Origin of the sequence: Shewanella sp. W3-18-1 (assembly GCF_000015185.1) — a bacterium.
Lineage (GTDB): Bacteria > Pseudomonadota > Gammaproteobacteria > Enterobacterales > Shewanellaceae > Shewanella > Shewanella putrefaciens.
Genome location: NC_008750.1, coordinates 1 through 19,301, shown reverse-complemented (window position 1 = coordinate 19,301; position 19,301 = coordinate 1). Strand labels below are relative to the sequence as shown.

Below are 19,301 nucleotides of genomic sequence, written 5' to 3'. Positions count from 1 at the left end.
CTAGCACCAACACATAATGGTGGGTATCACTTTTAAGCCAAAAGGAAGCAAGCAATGATCTACCAAAGTCCTACAATTCAAGTTGAGTTACTCGAGGATAATATTGCCAAGCTGTGCTTTAACGCACCCGGTTCGGTGAACAAATTCGACAGAGAAACCCTCGCTTCGCTCGATGCCGCATTAGACAGCATCAAGCAAAATTCCAATATCAAAGCGTTAGTGCTGACCTCCAGTAAAGATACCTTTATTGTGGGTGCCGACATTACCGAATTTTTAGGCCTATTTGCACAAGATGATGCTGTACTGCTCTCTTGGGTTGAACAAGCCAACGCTGTCTTCAACAAACTCGAAGACTTACCTTTCCCAACCGCATCTGCAATCAAAGGCTTTGCCTTAGGTGGCGGCTGTGAAACCATTCTGGCAACGGATTTTCGTATCGCAGATACCACAGCCAAAATCGGTTTACCTGAAACTAAACTCGGCATCATCCCAGGCTTTGGCGGCACAGTTCGTCTGCCACGTGTAATTGGTGCAGATAACGCACTTGAATGGATCTCCACAGGTAACGACCAACGCGCTGAAGATGCACTGAAAGTCGGTGCTGTGGATGCTGTGGTTGCGCCAGAAGCATTAGAAGCGGCTGCGATTCAAATGCTCAAAGATGCTGTTGCAGAAAAGCTGGATTGGCAAGCGCGTCGTAACCGTAAGCTGTCTGCCCTAACGCTGCCCAAACTTGAAGCTATGATGTCATTCACCACAGCTAAAGGCATGGTATTTGCTGTTGCGGGTAAACACTACCCAGCACCAATGGCCGCAGTAAGCGTGATTGAGCAAGCATCGACTAAAGGTCGTGCTGAAGCATTACAAATCGAACATCAAGCCTTTATCAAGCTGGCTAAAACCGACGTTGCTAAGGCACTTATAGGTATCTTCCTTAATGATCAACTCGTTAAAGGCAAAGCGAAAAAAGCGGGTAAGTTAGCCAAAGAAGTGAAAAACGCTGCCGTATTAGGTGCTGGCATTATGGGCGGCGGCATCGCCTACCAAAGCGCCAGCAAAGGCACACCGATTGTCATGAAAGACATTGCCCAGCCAGCATTAGATTTAGGCCTCAATGAAGCCGCCAAACTGCTATCGGCGCAAGTTGCTCGTGGCCGTTCAACGCCAGAAAAAATGGCCAAAGTGCTGAACAACATCACGCCTTCATTAGATTATGCTGCGCTCAAACACAGTGATGTCGTCGTTGAAGCCGTTGTTGAACATCCAAAAATTAAAGCACAGGTTTTAGCCGAAGTTGAAGGTTATGTGAGTGAAGATGCGATTATCGCGTCAAACACCTCAACGATTTCAATCAACTTGCTCGCTAAGAGCATGAAGAAACCTGAGCGTTTCTGCGGTATGCATTTCTTCAACCCAGTGCACAAAATGCCGTTGGTAGAAGTTATCCGTGGCGAGCACAGCTCTGAAGAAACCATCGCCTCTGTTGTGGCTTACGCCAGCAAAATGGGCAAAACCCCAATCGTGGTTAATGATTGCCCAGGCTTCTTCGTTAACCGCGTACTCTTCCCTTACTTTGCAGGCTTTAACGGCCTACTTGCCGAAGGTGGCGACTTTGCTGCAATCGACAAAGTTATGGAAAAACAATTTGGTTGGCCAATGGGCCCAGCTTACCTACTCGACGTAGTGGGTTTAGACACAGGTCACCATGCCCAAGCAGTAATGGCTGAAGGTTTCCCTGATCGTATGGGTAAATCTGGTACCGACGCGATTGATGTGATGTTTGAGAACAAGCGCCTTGGCCAGAAAAATGGCAAAGGTTTCTATGTCTATTCAGTTGATAGCCGTGGCAAACCGAAGAAAGATGTCGATCCTACGAGCTACGGCCTATTGAAAGATGCCTTTGGCGAGTTAAAAACCTTTGAAGCCGATGACATTATTGCCCGTACTATGATCCCTATGATCATAGAAACCGTGCGCTGTTTAGAAGAAGGCATTGTCGCATCACCTGCCGAAGCGGATATGGGCCTGGTTTATGGCTTAGGTTTCCCGCCATTCAGAGGAGGCGTGTTCCGTTACTTGGATACCATGGGTGTCGCAAACTTTGTGGCCTTAGCAGACAAATATGCTCACTTGGGCGGTCTGTATCAAGTCACAGATGCGATGCGTACAAAAGCCACCAATAATGGTAGCTACTACCAAGCCTAATTAGCGGGAAAGGAATTTAATCATGAAACAAGCTGTTATCGTAGACTGCATCCGTACTCCGATGGGCCGCTCAAAGGCTGGCGTATTTCGTAATGTACGTGCAGAAACTCTGTCTGCCGAATTGATGAAAGGTCTGTTGCTGCGTAATCCGCAACTCGACCCAAACCTAATTGAAGACGTGATTTGGGGTTGTGTGCAACAAACCCTAGAGCAAGGCTTCAACATTGCCCGTAATGCTTCACTATTAGCCGGCATTCCAAAGACCGCTGGCGCGGTGACGGTTAACCGCCTATGTGGTTCATCAATGGATGCTATCCATCAAGCGGCGCGTGCGATAATGACTGGCATGGGCGACACCTTTATTATTGGTGGCGTAGAACATATGGGCCATGTACCTATGAGCCATGGTGTCGACTTCCACCCAGGTCTTGCTAATAACGTGGCAAAAGCCTCTGGCATGATGGGGTTAACTGCTGAAATGCTGGGTAAATTGCACGGTATTACCCGTGAACAGCAAGATGCTTTTGCAGTACGTTCTCATCAACGTGCTTATGCCGCGACGATTGAAGGCCGCTTTGCTAAGGAAATCTATGGCATTGAAGGTCACGATGCTAACGGTGCCTTAATTAAAGTACTGCAAGACGAAGTGATCCGCCCAGAAACTACTATGGAATCTCTAGCAGCACTGCGTCCGGTATTTGATCCAGTCAACGGTACTGTGACTGCAGGTACTTCTTCTGCACTGTCTGATGGCGCTTCAGCCATGCTGATCATGGAAGAATCTAAAGCGCGCGCACTTAGCTTACCGATTCGTGCACGTATTCGCTCGATGGCGGTTGCGGGTTGTGATGCGGCGATCATGGGTTACGGCCCTGTTCCTGCCACGCAAAAAGCGCTGGCTCGTGCCGGTATCACAGTTGCCGATTTAGATGTGATTGAACTGAACGAAGCATTTGCAGCTCAGTCTTTACCTTGTGTAAAAGATTTAGGCTTAGCGGATGTGGTTGACGACAAAATCAACCTCAACGGCGGTGCGATTGCACTAGGTCACCCACTGGGCTGTTCAGGCGCACGTATCTCTACTACGCTGATCAACTTGATGGAAGACAAAGACGCGACCTTAGGTTTAGCGACCATGTGTATTGGTTTAGGCCAAGGTATCGCCACTGTTTTCGAACGCGTTTAATCATCCTGCGATTTATTACATTGGTAGATAAAGAATGCCGGAATTAATTTCCGGCATTTTGATATCAATAGCTCTGACATATATGCAGATGTTCCACGTGAAACATCAATCAAATAATATCAAAATATAAGCACCTTAATACCTATCACAAATTCAAATAGCCAGCTTGGTTTATCATGATCGCTAGAGTAACATTAGCCAATTCTGTTTGACCGTTCTGTAGAGGTAATATGAACGACGCTTTCTCAAACGCACAGCATAAACTCGATGCCCTAGGTTTACGCTGCCCAGAGCCTGTAATGATGGTGCGTAAAACAGTAAGACAAATGGCTGCTGGTGAGACACTGCTCATCATTGCCGATGATCCAGCAACAACTCGCGATATTCCCAGCTTTTGTGAGTTTATGGACCACACCCTTATCGCCAGCGAAACGGCTCAAACGCCATACCAATATTTGATCAAAAAAGGACTTTAGGTCGTATAACCTGTCATTAAACAGTAAACAGAGGATATGATGCTATGCCAAAGCTGCTGGGGATTGCCTATAAAACCGTAAAGAATGGCTTAATGAATGAAGTTCTGTACGCCAATGTCACCCAACTCAGCGGTGTCGAAAAAGATATATTTGGCCGCCCAGGCAAACGCCAAGTCACAGTACTATCCAAACAGCAATGGCTGACTGCATGCCAAAGTATCAATGTAGATTTACCTTGGACGACTCGCAGAGCAAATCTATTCGTTGATGGTCTGGTATTTAGCAGTGCTGATGTTGGTAAACATTTGCAGATTGGTGAGTTACTACTTGAAATCACGGGTGAGACAGATCCCTGTAAAAAAATGGAAGTGGCCCATATTGGTTTAGAGGCTGCACTTTCTCCCGATTGGCGCGGTGGTGTAACTTGCCGAGTCATCGTGGGCGCGATGATCCATCAGGGTGATACAGTCACGTTAGTCACTGAATCACTCTCATAAATGGGTATATTCTGCACAAGACTCAAACTACAGCCAAGTCTCTAACTTGGCTTACTATATAGCTTCCTATCCGCTCGTATTTTTCTCCGATCACTAATTGAAACAGTATTTACGTTTTCCTTCCTACCTATTTATGCGATAACTACACCAAGTATTAACAAAACTTTATCTTGTGATTAATACGGATCATGTAATCCATAAAAACGATAACAGGAAGTGACATGTTGAACGCTAAACTTACCCCGCTTTATATTGCCCTCATTCTTGGGATGAATACCTTCACAGTTAACGCCACAGAAACGAAAGAATCGACTTGGCATGTTAACGCTCCAGCGAATGCTCCCTTAGAGCAAGTCAAAGTTGATGTTAATGAAGGCACTTGGATGAACTTGAGTGTCAGTCCAGATGGTAAGCATATCGTCTTCGACTTACTCGGTGACATCTACCAAATTCCAGTAACAGGCGGTGAAGCTAAGCCATTGGCCCAAGGCATAGCTTGGCAGATGCAACCCGTCTATAGCCCTGATGGCAAGCACATTGCTTTTACGTCCGATGGCGATGGTGGTGATAACATTTGGATTATGGATGCCGATGGTAAAAAACCAAGAACAGTCACCAAAGAAACCTTCAGGCTACTAAACAGTCCAGCTTGGAGCCCAGACTCCCAGTATCTGGTTGCCCGTAAGCACTTTACCGCCAGCCGCAGTTTAGGTGCGGGCGAAGTGTGGCTATATCACGTGGCGGGGGGCGAAGGCGTCAAATTGACCGAACGTCCAAATGATGAGAAAGATTTAGGTGAACCCGCATATTCACCCGATGGGCGCTATATCTACTTTAGCCAAGATGACACGCCGGGTAAAACCTTCCATTACTCAAAGGATTCAGTCAACGGTATCTACAAAATCAAACGTTACGATACTCAAACTGGTGAGATTGAGATCTTGATTGAAGGCACAGGTGGTGCCATTCGGCCAACGCCAAGCCCAGACGGCACTAAGCTCGCCTATATTAAGCGCGATGATTTTCAGTCATCACTCTACCTACTCGACCTTAAGTCGGGAGAGACGACTAAGCTGTTTGGCGAACTTGACCGTGATATGCAAGAGACGTGGGCGATTCATGGCGTCTATCCAACAATGGCATGGACACAAGATAGCAAGGATATTTTCTTCTGGGCTAAGGGAAAAATTAATCGCCTGAATGTTGCCAATAAGACACTCACAGATATTCCCTTCAGTGTAAAAACCGAGTTAGCAGTACAGCCCTCGGTACGCTTTAAGCAAGATATAGATAAAGACGTTTTTGATGTAAAAATGCTACGTATGGCGCAGGTCTCTCCCGATGGCAGCAAAGTCACCTTCGAAGCTCTTGGCAAAATTTGGTTAAAATCCTTACCCGACGGCAAGATGTCACGCTTAACAGAACTGGATAAAAATATCGCAGAGCTTTATCCACAATGGTCGCGCGATGGTAAAAATATTGTTTTCACTACTTGGAATGACCAAGACCAAGGCACGGTACAAGTGATTAGCGCCAAAGGCGGCAAACCTAAGCAGCTAACATCTGAGCCAGGAAAGTATGTCGAACCCACCTTTTCACCCAATGGTGAACTCGTGGTGTATCGTAAAACTCAAGGCGGTAATCTTACCCCGAGAACTTGGTCGCAGGAACCTGGGCTATATAAAGTCGATATTAAAGGTAAACAAAATAGCAAGCTCAGTGCCGATGGCTATCAAGCTCAATTCGGTGCCAATGCCGATCGCATCTTTTTTATGAATAGCAGCGAAGATGAAACGCCGCAATTATCATCGATCAACTTAGACGGCTTCGATAAGCGGGTTCATTACAGCAGCAAACATGCAACTGAATTTAGGGTTTCACCCGATGGTGAGCAACTCGCCTTTGCTGAACGCTTTAAAGTTTGGGTAACACCTTTTGCTAAACACGGCGAGACAGTTGAGATTGGTCCCAATGCCAGCAATCTACCCGTAAGCCAATTGAGTGCCCGTGCGGGCGAAAGTATCAGTTGGAACAGTAAAAGCGACCAACTATATTGGACGCTTGGCCCCGAACTTTATCAAGCCAAGGTTGACACTCAATATCGCAACAAAGATGAAAAGGCACAACCAAGCATTATCGATTTAGGCTTTACCGAAAAGGCCGATGTTCCACGTGGAACAATCGCGTTTATAGGTGGTAAAGTGATTACCATGGAAAATGACCAGGTAATTGATAATGGTGTGGTCATAGTTAAAGACAATCATATTGTCGCCGTAGGCGATGCCAATGTTGCGATTCCTAAGGATGCGCAGATCATCGACATCAAAGGCAAATCCATTATGCCAGGACTATTCGATGCCCACGCCCATGGACCGCAAGCAGATGATGAAATTGTACCGCAACAGAACTGGGCGCTCTATTCTGGATTATCTTTAGGCGTGACTACGATTCACGATCCATCGAATGACACCACAGAAATCTTTGCCGCATCTGAGCAACAAAAAGTAGGCAATATCGTTGGCCCACGCATATTCTCCACCGGCACCATACTTTATGGAGCCAATGCACCGGGTTACACGTCACATATCGACTCGCTGGATGATGCCAAATTCCATCTTGAACGCCTTAAAAAAGTCGGGGCATTTAGTGTAAAAAGTTATAACCAACCACGCCGTAATCAAAGGCAACAAGTCATAGCCGCTGCGCGTGAACTTGAAATGATGGTTGTCCCAGAAGGTGGCAGTTTGCTGCAACATAATTTAAGCATGATCGCCGATGGCCATACCACGGTTGAGCACTCGCTCCCCGTTGGTTCAATCTATAACGATATCAAACAGTTTTGGAGCCAGACTCAAGTTGGTTACACCCCAACCTTAGTGGTCGCCTATGGTGGTATTTCTGGTGAAAACTACTGGTACGATAAAACCGATGTATGGGCACATCCACGCCTATCCATGTATGTCCCCGCCGATATTTTACAAGCCAGATCAATGCGACGCCCGCATGCGCCAGAGAGCCACTATAATCATTTCAATGTTGCCAACGTCGCTAATGAGCTCAATAAGTTAGGGGTTCATCCTAATATTGGCGCTCACGGCCAACGAGAGGGTTTAGCGGCACACTGGGAAATGTGGATGTTTGCCCAAGGCGGCATGAGCAATATGGAGGTATTAAAAACGGCCACCATTAATCCGGCGACAACCTTTGGCTTGGAGCATCAGCTTGGCTCAATCAAAGAAGGTAAGCTCGCAGACTTGATCGTTATTGATGGTGATCCATTAGCCGACATTCGGGTCACCGACAGAGTCACTTATACGATGGTGAATGGTAAATTATTTAATGCAGAGACTATGAATAAGCTTAATGGGGATAAAGCACAGCGTAAGCCGTTTTTCTTTGAGAAAATCTAATCTCAGCAAATAGAAATAACCAAAAGCATGTTCCACGTGGAACATGCTTTTTTTATCTCTAGACTTCTAATACCACGACAAGTTCTAAACCCTACTTCAACATCGGCAATCTCTCGATTAATGTTGCTCGTGATTATGCAGTCCGGCACAAGAATCGACACAGGCCTGATAAGCAATACACTCGACAAGATGATCGTTCACCATTCCCACCGCCTGCATAAAGGCATAACAAATGGTTGGGCCGACAAAATTGAATCCGAGCTTCTTCAACGCTTTTGACATGGCTTCAGATTCTGGTGTTTGTGCCGGAACCTGCGACATTGCCCTAATCTGATTAACTATGGGTTTACCGCCCACAAAGCTCCATAAAAATGCAGAGAAATCCTTCCCATCGGCAGTATAGGCTAAATAACCTTTGGCATTCTTGATGATAGAGTTCACCTTCAAGCGATTGCGCACTATACCGGGATTCAACATAAGCTCCTCTACTTTTGTCTCATCGAAGGTGGCAATTATCTCAGGTTCAAAATTGGCAAAGGCCTGCTCATAGTTTTGTTGCTTCTTCAGGATCGTAATCCAAGATAATCCGGCCTGTTGACCATCTAAACACAACTTAGCAAACAACTCCTTAGAATCATAAACTGGCCGCCCCCACACTTTGTCGTGATACTCACGATACAAGGGATCATCACTTACCCAGCCACAGCGGATCTCTTCCATGGTATATAACCTTATTGTTTTAATTAAGAAGGTAAAAAATAACCTACATAAGCAGATATCTACAAGGTATAATCGAACCCATTTTCTATTCAGGCTGACGGCAGTAGACAAGTAGACATGACGACAAAACACGACGTAAAAACATTTCAGGGTTTTATTCTCACCCTGCAGGAATATTGGGCGCAGCAAGGCTGTGCAATCGTTCAACCTCTAGATATGGAAGTCGGTGCGGGAACTTTCCACCCACAAACCTTCTTACGCTCTCTAGGGCCAGAACCTATGAGCAGTGCCTATGTGCAGCCATCGCGCCGCCCAACAGATGGCCGTTACGGTGAAAACCCTAACCGTCTACAGCACTACTACCAATTCCAAGTCGTGTTGAAGCCTTCACCAGATAATATCCAAGAACTCTATTTAGGTTCACTGCAAGCACTCGGTATCGATACTCAAATCCACGATATCCGCTTTGTTGAAGATAACTGGGAATCACCAACACTCGGAGCTTGGGGTCTAGGCTGGGAAGTCTGGCTTAACGGCATGGAAGTGACTCAGTTTACCTACTTCCAACAAGTCGGCGGCTTAGAATGCAGCCCTGTCACGGGTGAAATCACCTATGGCCTAGAGCGTCTGGCGATGTATATCCAAGGTGTTGATAGCGTTTATGATCTCGTTTGGACCGATGGCCCAATGGGCCGCATCACCTATGGCGATGTATTCCACCAAAACGAAGTCGAACAATCGACCTATAACTTTGAACACGCAGATGTAGACTTTATGTTTGCTCTGTTCGATCAGTGCGAAAAAATGTGTCAGCATTTATTGTCGCTGGAAAAACCTTTACCTCTACCCGCCTATGAACAAGTGATGAAAGCCTCACACGCCTTCAACCTGCTCGATGCCCGCCACGCCATTTCAGTTACCGAGCGCCAACGCTACATCTTACGCGTTCGCACTATGGCTAAGGCTGTTGCTGAATCCTATTATCAGGCACGCGAAGCGCTTGGCTTCCCAATGTGTAAGTAGAGGTAAAAACATGAATTTTGAAAACTTACTCATAGAGTTAGGCACGGAAGAGTTACCACCCAAGTCACTGCGTAAACTGGCTGAATCCTTTTTAGCTAACTTTACTGAAGAACTCACCAAAGCCGATTTAGCGTTCAGCTCAGCCGTTTGGTACGCAGCGCCACGTCGTCTGGCAATAAATGTCACTGAACTTGCCCTTGCGCAAGCCGACAAAATCGTTGAAAAACGCGGTCCAGCAGTGAGTTCTGCATTCGATGCTGAAGGCAAACCCACTAAGGCAGCTGAAGGTTGGGCACGTGGTAATGGTATTACCGTTGAGCAAGCCGAGCGCTTAGTTACAGATAAAGGCGAATGGTTAGTCCATAACGCCAAAGTTGAAGGCGTCGAAACGAAAAGTTTGATCGCTGCTATGGCGCAACGTGCGCTGGATAAATTGCCCATTCCTAAGCCAATGCGTTGGGGCAATAATAAAACCCAATTTATTCGCCCTGTTCATACTGCCACTATCTTGTTAGGTAGTGAGTTGATTGAAGGTGAGTTGCTGGGTATTAAATCAGCTCGCACTGTTCGCGGTCACCGCTTTATGGGCCTCAAACAGTTTGAATTAGCCCATGCTGATCACTACCTTGCCGACCTAAAAGAGAAAGGCAAAGTCATCGCCGATTACGAAAGCCGTAAAGCGTTAATCAAAGCCGATGCCGAAAAAGCCGCCGCTAAGATTGGTGGCACCGCCGATATCGAAGATAGCCTACTTGAAGAGGTCGCCTCTTTGGTTGAGTGGCCAGTGGTATTGACCGCCAGCTTCGAAGAAAAATTCTTAAGTGTGCCGTCTGAAGCTTTGGTCTATACCATGAAGGGCGATCAAAAATACTTCCCTGTCTTTGATGACGCGGGCAAGTTACTGCCAAACTTTATCTTTGTGGCCAATATCGAATCTAAAGATCCCGCGCAAATTATCTCAGGTAACGAGAAAGTCGTTCGCCCGCGCTTGGCTGATGCTGAGTTCTTTTTTAATACCGATAAAAAACACACGCTGGAATCGCGTTTACCGAGTCTTGAAACCGTCCTGTTCCAACAGCAGCTCGGTACCTTAAAAGACAAAGTGAATCGTATTTCTGCCCTAGCCGCCTTTATTGCCGAGCAGACTGGCGCGAATGCGGTGGATGCAGCCCGTGCAGGTTTGTTATCTAAAACCGATTTGATGACCAATATGGTGATGGAGTTTACCGACACTCAAGGCACTATGGGCATGCACTACGCCCGCCTCGATGGTGAAACCGAAGCCGTTGCGGTTGCGATGGAAGAGCAATACAAGCCTAAGTTCTCTGGCGATACAGTGCCTAGTGCAGGCGTTTCTTGCGCAGTCGCATTAGCAGATAAGCTCGACACTTTAGTCGGTATCTTTGGTATTGGCCAAGCACCAAAAGGCGCAGCCGATCCCTTTGCCCTACGCCGTGCCGCCATCGGTGTGCTGCGTATTATCGTTGAGAACAAACTGCCACTGGATTTAGTAACACTGATTGCTAAAGCTCAGGAGCTCCACGGCACTCACTTAAGCAACGTCAATGCAAGCGACGAAGTGTTAGAGTTCTTAATGGCACGTTTTCGCGCTTGGTATCAAGATAAAGGCATTGGTGTTGATGTGATCTTAGCCGTGCTAGCACGTCGCCCAACACGCCCTGCTGATTTTGATAGCCGTATCAATGCGGTATCTCACTTTAGAAGCCTAGAAGCTTCTGGCGCACTTGCAGCAGCGAACAAACGTGTATCCAACATTCTGGCTAAGGTTGAAGGCGCTTTACCAACTACTATCGATGCGAGTTTGTTAACCGAAGCCGCAGAGCAAGCATTAGCGGCCAAGTTGAATGAACTGCAACCACAGTTGGCACCTTTGTTTGCCAATGCCGATTACCAACAAGCCTTAACTTTGTTAGCTGGCCTGCGTGAAAGCGTGGATCAGTTCTTCGAAGATGTGATGGTAATGGCGGATGATGAAGCATTGAAAAACAATCGCTTAGCATTGTTGAATAATCTACGCGAGCAGTTCCTGCACGTAGCGGATATCTCATTACTGCAATAATGTGCGCTAAGCACCAATAAAAAACGCGCTTTTAAGCGCGTTTTTTATTGGCCTGATTTCTTATACCAAACGTATTAAATTGCCCAATCAGAACTGCAGCAGCTTTTGATGTAAGCCATCAAATTGGGTCTGTTCCAAGTTAACTTGCTGCAGTAAATTCGCCAGTATCTCAGGGGATAATTGTCCTGCTTGATGCAGCATAGAAATCTCGCTAATCACATTCGCCCGCCATACCACTGCAGCAAGCCCCGCTTGAGGACGCGAGTTCACAGTGGCGAGCCTGTCTAATTCTGTTTCAAAGGTATTAGGTAACTGCCAATGCTTAGCAAGCAATGAACTCAAGGTTAACGATTTGGTCGTCATAACTTGTCTAAATAACCCAGAATTAGGCTGTTCTCCTGGCTCTGCCTGTACAAATGCATCGAGGAGCATTTTAAAAATAGCCAACTTGCCGACATCGTGTAATAGGCCCAATAAAAAAGCTGTATCTTGATCTTCATCGCTTAACTCACTGGCAAGAAAAGCGACCTGCATCGAATGGCGCCAAATTTCAGCCCCAAAACGACGGAAATAAATTGGTTTGATATCTAACATTTCACGCACTAAACAAGTGGTGACAAACTTTCTCAACTGTTCGCGGCCAAGCTGTACCAAAGCCTGTTGTAAACTGGTGATATCCCTATCGCTACGTTTAAACGCAGGGGAATTGCACAGCTTAAGCACCTCCACACTCAGTAAAGGATCTCGCTCGATAAGTGCTAATAGAGCCTTAATATCAAACTGTGGGTCAGCCAGCTTACGATCTAACTCCAATACCTTTGATGGCAGTTTTAACACTTTTTCGGCGATCACTTGTGGCGATGCTAAGGCATGCTCTATCTCCGTCATCACCCGACGTTCAAGATTGTTGGCAATTCCACCGGCATCATTCACTCGAGCGGGAAATAACAAACTATAAAAAAGTGCAGATAAATCAACGTAAACAACGTTAGCAGAAATACTTTCCTGCTGAGTGATATTTTTTGGAGAAATTGCTAGTGGCTTTCCCAAATCGGTGGCACTAAAGCTCTTAGGACGCTCAATTGGGTTATTTTCACGAAGATTAAATAATTTATTAAAAATGGACTTTATCAAGCAATATAACTCCCAGAATTAACAAATAAAAAGAGTTCAATATCAAGCAATGCAAGTCCATTGTAGTCAATGCTCAATAAAAGGTATTTGTCACTAACTTAATAACAACATAATAGCTGCTTTTATGAGATAAGTATTAATAATCCAAACAAAAAGGGAAAGCCTCAGCTTTCCCTTAATTCAATCAATCATTACAACACATTACACGTCTAAGTTAGCCACGTTCAATGCGTTCGCTTCGATAAACTCACGGCGTGGTTCCACTTGGTCACCCATCAAACAAGTGAACAACTGATCGGCACCCACGGCATCATCAATTGTGACTTGCAACATACGGCGTGATTCAGGATCCATTGTCGTTTCCCACAATTGCTCAGGGTTCATCTCACCCAATCCTTTATAACGCTGGATATACAAGCCACGTTTCGCTTCCGAAATCGTCCAATCTAGCGCTTCGAGGAAACTGCCGACTTCTTTAACCCGTTCACCACGTTGTACATAGCCGCCTTCTTCAATCATGCCATCTAACGCCGCACCTAACTTGCCGATACGTTGATAATCGCTTGATTGGAAGAAATCATAAGTAAACAGGTAGTTAGTATCGATACCGTGTTTACGAATAGTGATCTTAGGCAGATACACTTTACGCTCAGGATCGAGAATTGGCTCAGCCGAATACAATACACCGCTACTTTCCATTTCCACCAGCTCGTGGATAAAGGCATCGATCCACTCTTTCATCTTACCTTCATCAGCCAACATCTCGTTGGTGATCATTGGGTGATAAAGCATACGGTTAGTAATGTGCGTTGGATAACGCTGCTCTAAACGGGCAACAATCGCCTCTACTTCACGGTACTGAGTCACTAAACGCTCTAACGGCTCACCCGACATACCAGGTGCACCTTGCGTTGGATACACTACGGTGCCATCCAATGCTTGAGTCGTGAGGTATTGAGTCAGTGCTGGTTCGTCTTTCAAATACTGTTCTTGCTTACCCTTTTTCACTTTAAACAAAGGCGGCTGAGCAATATACACATAACCACGTTCAATCAATTCAGGCATTTGACGGAAGAAGAAGGTTAACAGCAAGGTACGAATGTGCGAGCCATCGACGTCAGCATCCGTCATGATGATGATGTTGTGATAACGGGTTTTATCTGGGTTATATTCGTCGCGACCAATACCACAGCCAAGCGCCGTGATAAGCGTCGCCACTTCTTGAGAAGACAACATCTTATCGAAGCGGGCTTTCTCAACGTTTAGAATTTTACCCTTTAGTGGCAGAATCGCTTGGTTCTTACGGTTACGTCCCTGCTTAGCGCTACCGCCAGCAGAGTCCCCTTCCACTATGTAAATTTCGGAAAGACCAGGATCTTTTTCTTGGCAATCGGCCAGCTTACCTGGCAAACCACCTAAATCGAGTGCGCCTTTACGACGGGTCATTTCACGGGCTTTACGCGCCGCTTCACGGGCACGGGCCGCATCGACAATCTTACCGACAATCAGCTTAGCATCGGCGGGATTTTCCAGTAGATAATCGTTCAGCTTCTCACCCATGGTTTGTTCAACCGCGGTTTTCACTTCACTAGAAACCAGTTTGTCTTTGGTTTGCGAGCTGAACTTAGGATCTGGCACTTTAACAGAGATAACGGCAGTCAAGCCTTCACGGGCATCATCGCCGGTCGCGTTCGTCTTACCTTTCTTGTTATAGCCTTCGTTTTCCATGTAGTTGTTGAGGTTACGCGTCAACGCACTACGGAAACCAACTAAGTGAGTACCACCATCACGTTGCGGAATGTTGTTGGTAAAACAGAAAATATTTTCTTGATAGCCATCGTTCCACTGCATAGCCACTTCAACGGTAATACCGTCGTCACGCTCTTGCATAAAGTGGAACACCTCTTTATTGACAGGTGTTTTATTACGGTTCAAATAATCGACGAATGCACTAATACCGCCTTCATATTTGAAAAATTCATTTTTATTGTCACGTTCATCAATCAGGCGAATACCGACACCAGAGTTAAGGAATGACAATTCACGCACCCGTTTTGCTAGAATTTCAAAGTGAAATTCAACATCACTAAAGGTATCTTCACTCGGCCAAAAACGGATTTCAGTCCCTGTTTTGGTTGCATCACCAATCTCTTTGATTGGCGCATCAGGCACACCATGGGTATAAAATTGTTCGTACACTTTGCCAGCACGACGAATAGTCATTTGCAGCTTTCGAGATAAAGCGTTTACAACCGAAACACCCACGCCGTGGAGACCACCAGACACTTTATAGGAGTTATCATCGAACTTACCGCCGGCATGTAATACCGTCATAATAACTTCTGCTGCCGATACGCCTTCTTCCTCATGGATAGCGACCGGAATACCACGCCCATCATCTTTTACAGAAACAGAACCATCTACATGGATAGTAATGGTAATATCGCTACAATGGCCGGCTAACGCTTCATCGATAGAGTTATCGACTACTTCGAACACCATATGATGTAGACCCGTACCGTCGTCGGTGTCACCAATATACATCCCAGGTCTCTTACGTACTGCATCAAGGCCCTTAAGGACCTTAATACTCGAAGAATCGTAACTATTCTCTGACATATTATTCTCTCAATGGTTATTCAACTACCGTTACACGTCCCTGTTCCACATGAAACATCCTATTGGGAGGCGTGTGTAACGAATCGACTATTGCAGCAGGATCGATGGCGGTCACAAATACTTGTGCTCCGGTATCCGTTAACTGCTTAAGCAATAGCTGCCTATGCTGTGCATCCAACTCGGATGGAAGATCATCCACAAGATAAATACTGTGTTTATCTATTTGTTGTTTGAGCAACTTTCCCTGTGCAATACGCAGTGCACAGACTAATAATTTCAATTGACCACGGGACAGGGCATCCTGCGCCGGCAAATTGCCTACACGAAGTCTAAGGTCAGCTTTATGGGGACCGCTGACGGTATGACCTGTGGCCAAATCTCTGGAATATTGGTTTTCGAGTAGTTCTGCAAAATCCGTCTTACTATCCCAGCCGCGAGTAAATGAAACCTTCACATCTACACTCGGTAAAAACTCCCCGATTATACCCTTAAGTAGCCCATTTAACGAGTCTACATAATGGTTTCGTATTTCGGTGACCTGCTCGGCATAACGCACAAATTCTTGGTCCCAAAATTGAATATGAGTGTAAACAGCACCATTCCTAAGCAATTGATTTCTCTGCTTAAGAACACGACGAACATTCGTCCAAGCACCATAAAACTGCGGATCGGCATGAAATGCGCCCCAATCGATAAATTGTCGACGGGATTTTGGGCCTTCAAACAGTAACGAAAAGCTTTCTGGTGTGATCACTTGAATAGGCAAGGTTTCGGCTAAGGTCGATAGCCGTTTGACCTTTTCGCCATCAATTTTAACTTCAGTCTCACCGCTACGAAATCGGCGCAAACCGATTTTACTGTCACCGCGCGCTAAGTTTAACGTCGCAAATAGAGTCAACTTATCGTTGTCGTTATTAATCACCCGCTGCGATAAATGGCTGCGAAACGAACGCCCCATACCGAGGAAATAAATGGCTTCTAAAATACTGGTTTTTCCGCTGCCATTTTGGCCATAAATCACGTTAATCCCTGGCGCAGGGATTAACTGTGCAAACTGAATATTGCGAAAAGCTTCAATATTAAGACGGGTTAAACTCATGCATTACCCATAGAGCCGAGCAATCGGCACAGTACAGAAATTCATAATAGCTATCATACCGCACTGACCTTAGTGAAGCCGCACCATACCAATGATGGATGGTTTAACAGGAGTATTTTGAGGAAATCTACGCCACTAACACGCGGCGTAGATAGCAAAGATAAACGGGTAAACATGGACAAGTATGTGACGTGAACTACAAACGCATCGGCATAACCACATACATGGAATCTTCTTCCAAATGGTTTTCAATTAAAGCGCTAGAGTTACCATCAATCAGCGTGATACGCACATCATCGGACTTAAGGTTATTGAGCACGTCCAGTAAATAACTGACGTTAAAACCAATTTCAAGTGATTGATTGTTATAGTCAACATCGATGATCTCTTCCGCTTCTTCCTGTTCAGGATTGTTAGCGGTAATCTTGAGCAAACCATTTTCGAGTTGAATACGCACACCACGGAATTTTTCGTTGGATAAAATCGATGCCCGAGTCAGTGCTTGTTTCAAATGATTGCGACTCGCGATCACAATTTTATCACCGCCCTTTGGTAATACACGGCGATAATCAGGGAAGCGACCATCCACTAATTTACTGGTAAAGACGGTGTTAGCGGTAGTCGCACGAATCGCATTATCACCGATAGCAATCGCAATATCTAAATCGTCCGACTCCAATAAACGCGCCATTTCCATCACGCCCTTACGCGGGACAATAACTTGTTTTTCAGGTAATTGGGCATCGATAACACGATGACTTAAGGCTAAACGATGACCATCGGTCGCAATAGCGCGCAACATATTACCTTCAGTTTCAAAGAGTAATCCATTGAGGTAATAACGCACATCTTGGTTCGCCATAGAAAACTGCGTCGAATCGATAATCGACTTCAATACGCCTTGCTTTAAACTAAATTCAATTTCAGCTTGGAAAGCTTCAACATTGGGATATTCTTCTGCGGGCAAAGTCGCTAAGGAAAAACGGCTACGGCCTGAACGCAGCAACCACTTATTATCCTGTTGCTCAACCTTTAATTCGCTTTGTTCTGGCAATGACTTTACGATATCTAACAGCTTCTTAGCAGGAACTGTTGTACGACCTTCTTCGATATCACCGTGAACCACAGCTTGACCAACAAGTTCAACTTCTAAATCTGTCCCCGTCAATTTAAGAGAGTGACCACTAACTTCTACAAGGAGATTAGACAAAATGGGCAAATTATGGCGTCTTTCTACCGCACCACAGACTAATTGAAGCGGCTTTAACAGGGCATCCCTATCAATTGAGAATTTCATAGTGTCCAAATTCCTTGTTTTTAAGAAGATAGCGTTCTAATCAAATTAGCATAATCTTCTTTTATGTCGTGGCTCTCTTCCCGTAGCTGAGCAATTTTACGACAGGCATGCAACACTGTGGTGTGATCGCGACCACCAAAAGCATCACCAATTTCAGGCAAGCTCTGGTTAGTTAATTCTTTGGATAACGCCATGGCAACTTGTCTTGGACGCGCGACACTGCGTGAACGGCGCTTAGACAACATATCAGCCATCTTGATCTTGTAGTATTCAGCTACGGTTTTCTGAATATTGTCTATAGTGACTAATTTTTCTTGAAGTGCCAAGAGGTCACGCAGTGCTTCACGAACAAAATCAATGGTGATTGGTCGACCAGTAAAGTTAGCGTTCGCAATAACGCGGTTTAACGCACCTTCTAGCTCACGCACGTTTGAACGTAAGCGCTTAGCAATAAAGAAGGCCACTTCATCGGGCAAGTTAATACCACTCTCTTGGGCTTTACGCATCAAAATCGCCACACGGGTTTCTAACTCGGGTGGCTCAATCGCCACGGTTAACCCCCAACCAAAACGCGATTTCAATCTGTCTTCAACACCATCGATCTCTTTTGGATAACGATCTGAAGTCAAAATAATTTGGTGGTTGCCTTCAAGCAAGGCATTGAAGGTATGGAAGAATTCTTCTTGAGATCTGTCTTTATTGGCAAAGAATTGAATGTCATCGATAAACAGTGCATCGACACTACGGTAGTAACGTTTAAATTCTTCGATGGCATTATTTTGCAGCGCTTTAACCATATCTTGGACAAAACGCTCAGAATGCATATAAACCACTTTGGCATTAGGATTATTTTTGATGATCCCGTTCCCGACAGCATGCAACAAGTGAGTCTTACCTAAACCTGTTCCACCATATAAGAATAATGGGTTATAGGCACCACCAGGATTTTCAGCCACTTGCAACGCTGCAGCTTTACCTAATTGGTTTGATTTACCTTCGACGAAGTTATCAAACTGATAGGTTGGATTGATATTGCTACGATGATTAGCATTAGCAATAGGCTCAGCTTGGGTATTAAAATAAGTACCGACAGTCGCTTTAGTTTGAGTATTAGGTGCACGCACAGTCGCTACTGGGGCGGGCTCAAACTTTTTAGCCGATGGACGACTACCAATATCGAAGCGTAATTTGGGTGCGTCGCTACCCATTTGCTCAGTAAAAAACTGATTAATGATATTAATGTACTTTTCTCTGACCCAATCGAGCACGAAGCGGTTGGGCGCATAGAGCACCAATGTATCACCATCCATTTCAGCTTGTAACGGTCTGATCCACATACTAAACTGCTGAGCAGGAAGCTCATCTTGCAGTCGTCCGATACATTGTTGCCAAAGTGAAACCGCCACTTAGTTATCCCCAAAAGATCATCAAAAAGAGGTGTATTCTATAGCGAGATCTCAAGGATCGCTATCCTTAAAAAATATTTATCCCCAGCAAGATCATTCTATGTGGATATCCTCGATCACCTAAGATCAAAAACGATCCTTTTATTCAA

Annotated in this window: 13 protein-coding genes; 7 read left to right on the top strand and 6 right to left on the bottom strand. The window is 45.4% G+C overall.

All coding sequences use genetic code 11. From position 1 onward, the window contains the following. The first annotated feature begins 54 nt into the window (after positions 1-54). The 5 genes from fadB (at position 55) to SPUTW3181_RS00055 (ending at position 7,774) form a co-directional block, all read left to right on the top strand. The gene (fadB, locus tag SPUTW3181_RS00075; protein WP_011787435.1) at positions 55-2,205 is read left to right on the top strand and encodes a fatty acid oxidation complex subunit alpha FadB; all 2,151 of its coding nucleotides are present in this window, start codon (positions 55-57) and stop codon (positions 2,203-2,205) included. A 22-nt stretch (positions 2,206-2,227) separates the two neighbouring features. Beyond that, the gene (gene fadA / locus SPUTW3181_RS00070) at positions 2,228-3,391 is read left to right on the top strand and encodes an acetyl-CoA C-acyltransferase FadA (RefSeq protein ID WP_011787434.1); all 1,164 of its coding nucleotides are present in this window, start codon (positions 2,228-2,230) and stop codon (positions 3,389-3,391) included. 230 nt (positions 3,392-3,621) lie between these two features. After that, complete coding sequence (gene tusA / locus SPUTW3181_RS00065; RefSeq protein ID WP_011787433.1) at positions 3,622-3,867, top strand: sulfurtransferase TusA; 246 nt, start codon at positions 3,622-3,624, stop codon at positions 3,865-3,867. A 44-nt stretch (positions 3,868-3,911) separates the two neighbouring features. Then, on the top strand, positions 3,912-4,364 hold the full coding sequence (locus SPUTW3181_RS00060; protein ID WP_011787432.1) for an MOSC domain-containing protein: 453 nt from the start codon (positions 3,912-3,914) through the stop codon (positions 4,362-4,364). Positions 4,365-4,585: 221 nt separating this feature from the next. After that, entirely contained in the window at positions 4,586-7,774 is a 3,189-nt protein-coding gene (locus SPUTW3181_RS00055; protein WP_011787431.1) for an amidohydrolase family protein, read from the top strand. Positions 7,775-7,891: 117 nt separating this feature from the next. On the opposite strand, the gene SPUTW3181_RS00050 is transcribed toward SPUTW3181_RS00055, so the two are convergent. Further along, positions 7,892-8,494 (bottom strand): DNA-3-methyladenine glycosylase I, encoded by a 603-nt coding sequence (locus SPUTW3181_RS00050; RefSeq protein ID WP_011787430.1) that lies wholly within the window; start codon positions 8,492-8,494, stop codon positions 7,892-7,894. A 117-nt stretch (positions 8,495-8,611) separates the two neighbouring features. On the opposite strand from SPUTW3181_RS00050, the gene glyQ reads away from it, so the two are divergent. Both glyQ and glyS read left to right on the top strand, forming a co-directional pair. Further along, complete coding sequence (gene glyQ / locus SPUTW3181_RS00045) at positions 8,612-9,517, top strand: glycine--tRNA ligase subunit alpha (RefSeq protein WP_011070431.1); 906 nt, start codon at positions 8,612-8,614, stop codon at positions 9,515-9,517. 10 nt (positions 9,518-9,527) lie between these two features. Beyond that, positions 9,528-11,597, top strand: a complete 2,070-nt coding sequence (glyS, locus tag SPUTW3181_RS00040; protein WP_011787429.1) for a glycine--tRNA ligase subunit beta — start codon at positions 9,528-9,530, stop codon at positions 11,595-11,597. Positions 11,598-11,684: 87 nt separating this feature from the next. Here glyS and SPUTW3181_RS00035 read toward each other — a convergent pair whose 3' ends face one another. The 5 genes from SPUTW3181_RS00035 to dnaA all read right to left on the bottom strand — a co-directional run bounded on the left by SPUTW3181_RS00035 (position 11,685) and on the right by dnaA (position 19,152). Then, positions 11,685-12,731: an HDOD domain-containing protein gene (locus SPUTW3181_RS00035; RefSeq protein WP_011787428.1), complete on the bottom strand. Its 1,047-nt coding sequence runs from the start codon at positions 12,729-12,731 to the stop codon at positions 11,685-11,687. Between the two features lie 201 nt (positions 12,732-12,932). Then, positions 12,933-15,350, bottom strand: a complete 2,418-nt coding sequence (gyrB, locus tag SPUTW3181_RS00030; protein WP_011787427.1) for a DNA topoisomerase (ATP-hydrolyzing) subunit B — start codon at positions 15,348-15,350, stop codon at positions 12,933-12,935. A 16-nt stretch (positions 15,351-15,366) separates the two neighbouring features. Then, positions 15,367-16,449: a DNA replication/repair protein RecF gene (recF, locus tag SPUTW3181_RS00025; protein ID WP_011787426.1), complete on the bottom strand. Its 1,083-nt coding sequence runs from the start codon at positions 16,447-16,449 to the stop codon at positions 15,367-15,369. 196 nt (positions 16,450-16,645) lie between these two features. Continuing rightward, positions 16,646-17,746, bottom strand: coding sequence for a DNA polymerase III subunit beta (gene dnaN, locus SPUTW3181_RS00020; protein WP_011787425.1), 1,101 nt, complete (start codon positions 17,744-17,746; stop codon positions 16,646-16,648). Positions 17,747-17,766: 20 nt separating this feature from the next. Then, complete coding sequence (gene dnaA / locus SPUTW3181_RS00015) at positions 17,767-19,152, bottom strand: chromosomal replication initiator protein DnaA (RefSeq protein WP_011787424.1); 1,386 nt, start codon at positions 19,150-19,152, stop codon at positions 17,767-17,769. Positions 19,153-19,301 lie beyond the last annotated feature (149 nt).

Excerpts from the sequence above, each read along its gene's own strand:
- recF (WP_011787426.1), bottom strand. The coding sequence starts at position 16,449 with ATGAGTTTAACCCGTCTTAATATTGAAGCTTTTCGCAATATTCAGTTT.
- tusA (WP_011787433.1), top strand. The coding sequence starts at position 3,622 with ATGAACGACGCTTTCTCAAACGCACAGCATAAACTCGATGCCCTAGGT.
- glyS (WP_011787429.1), top strand. The coding sequence starts at position 9,528 with ATGAATTTTGAAAACTTACTCATAGAGTTAGGCACGGAAGAGTTACCA.
- SPUTW3181_RS00055 (WP_011787431.1), top strand. The coding sequence starts at position 4,586 with ATGTTGAACGCTAAACTTACCCCGCTTTATATTGCCCTCATTCTTGGG.
- fadB (WP_011787435.1), top strand. The coding sequence starts at position 55 with ATGATCTACCAAAGTCCTACAATTCAAGTTGAGTTACTCGAGGATAAT.
- fadA (WP_011787434.1), top strand. The coding sequence starts at position 2,228 with ATGAAACAAGCTGTTATCGTAGACTGCATCCGTACTCCGATGGGCCGC.
- dnaN (WP_011787425.1), bottom strand. The coding sequence starts at position 17,746 with ATGAAATTCTCAATTGATAGGGATGCCCTGTTAAAGCCGCTTCAATTA.
- SPUTW3181_RS00060 (WP_011787432.1), top strand. The coding sequence starts at position 3,912 with ATGCCAAAGCTGCTGGGGATTGCCTATAAAACCGTAAAGAATGGCTTA.
- glyQ (WP_011070431.1), top strand. The coding sequence starts at position 8,612 with ATGACGACAAAACACGACGTAAAAACATTTCAGGGTTTTATTCTCACC.
- SPUTW3181_RS00050 (WP_011787430.1), bottom strand. The coding sequence starts at position 8,494 with ATGGAAGAGATCCGCTGTGGCTGGGTAAGTGATGATCCCTTGTATCGT.
- gyrB (WP_011787427.1), bottom strand. The coding sequence starts at position 15,350 with ATGTCAGAGAATAGTTACGATTCTTCGAGTATTAAGGTCCTTAAGGGC.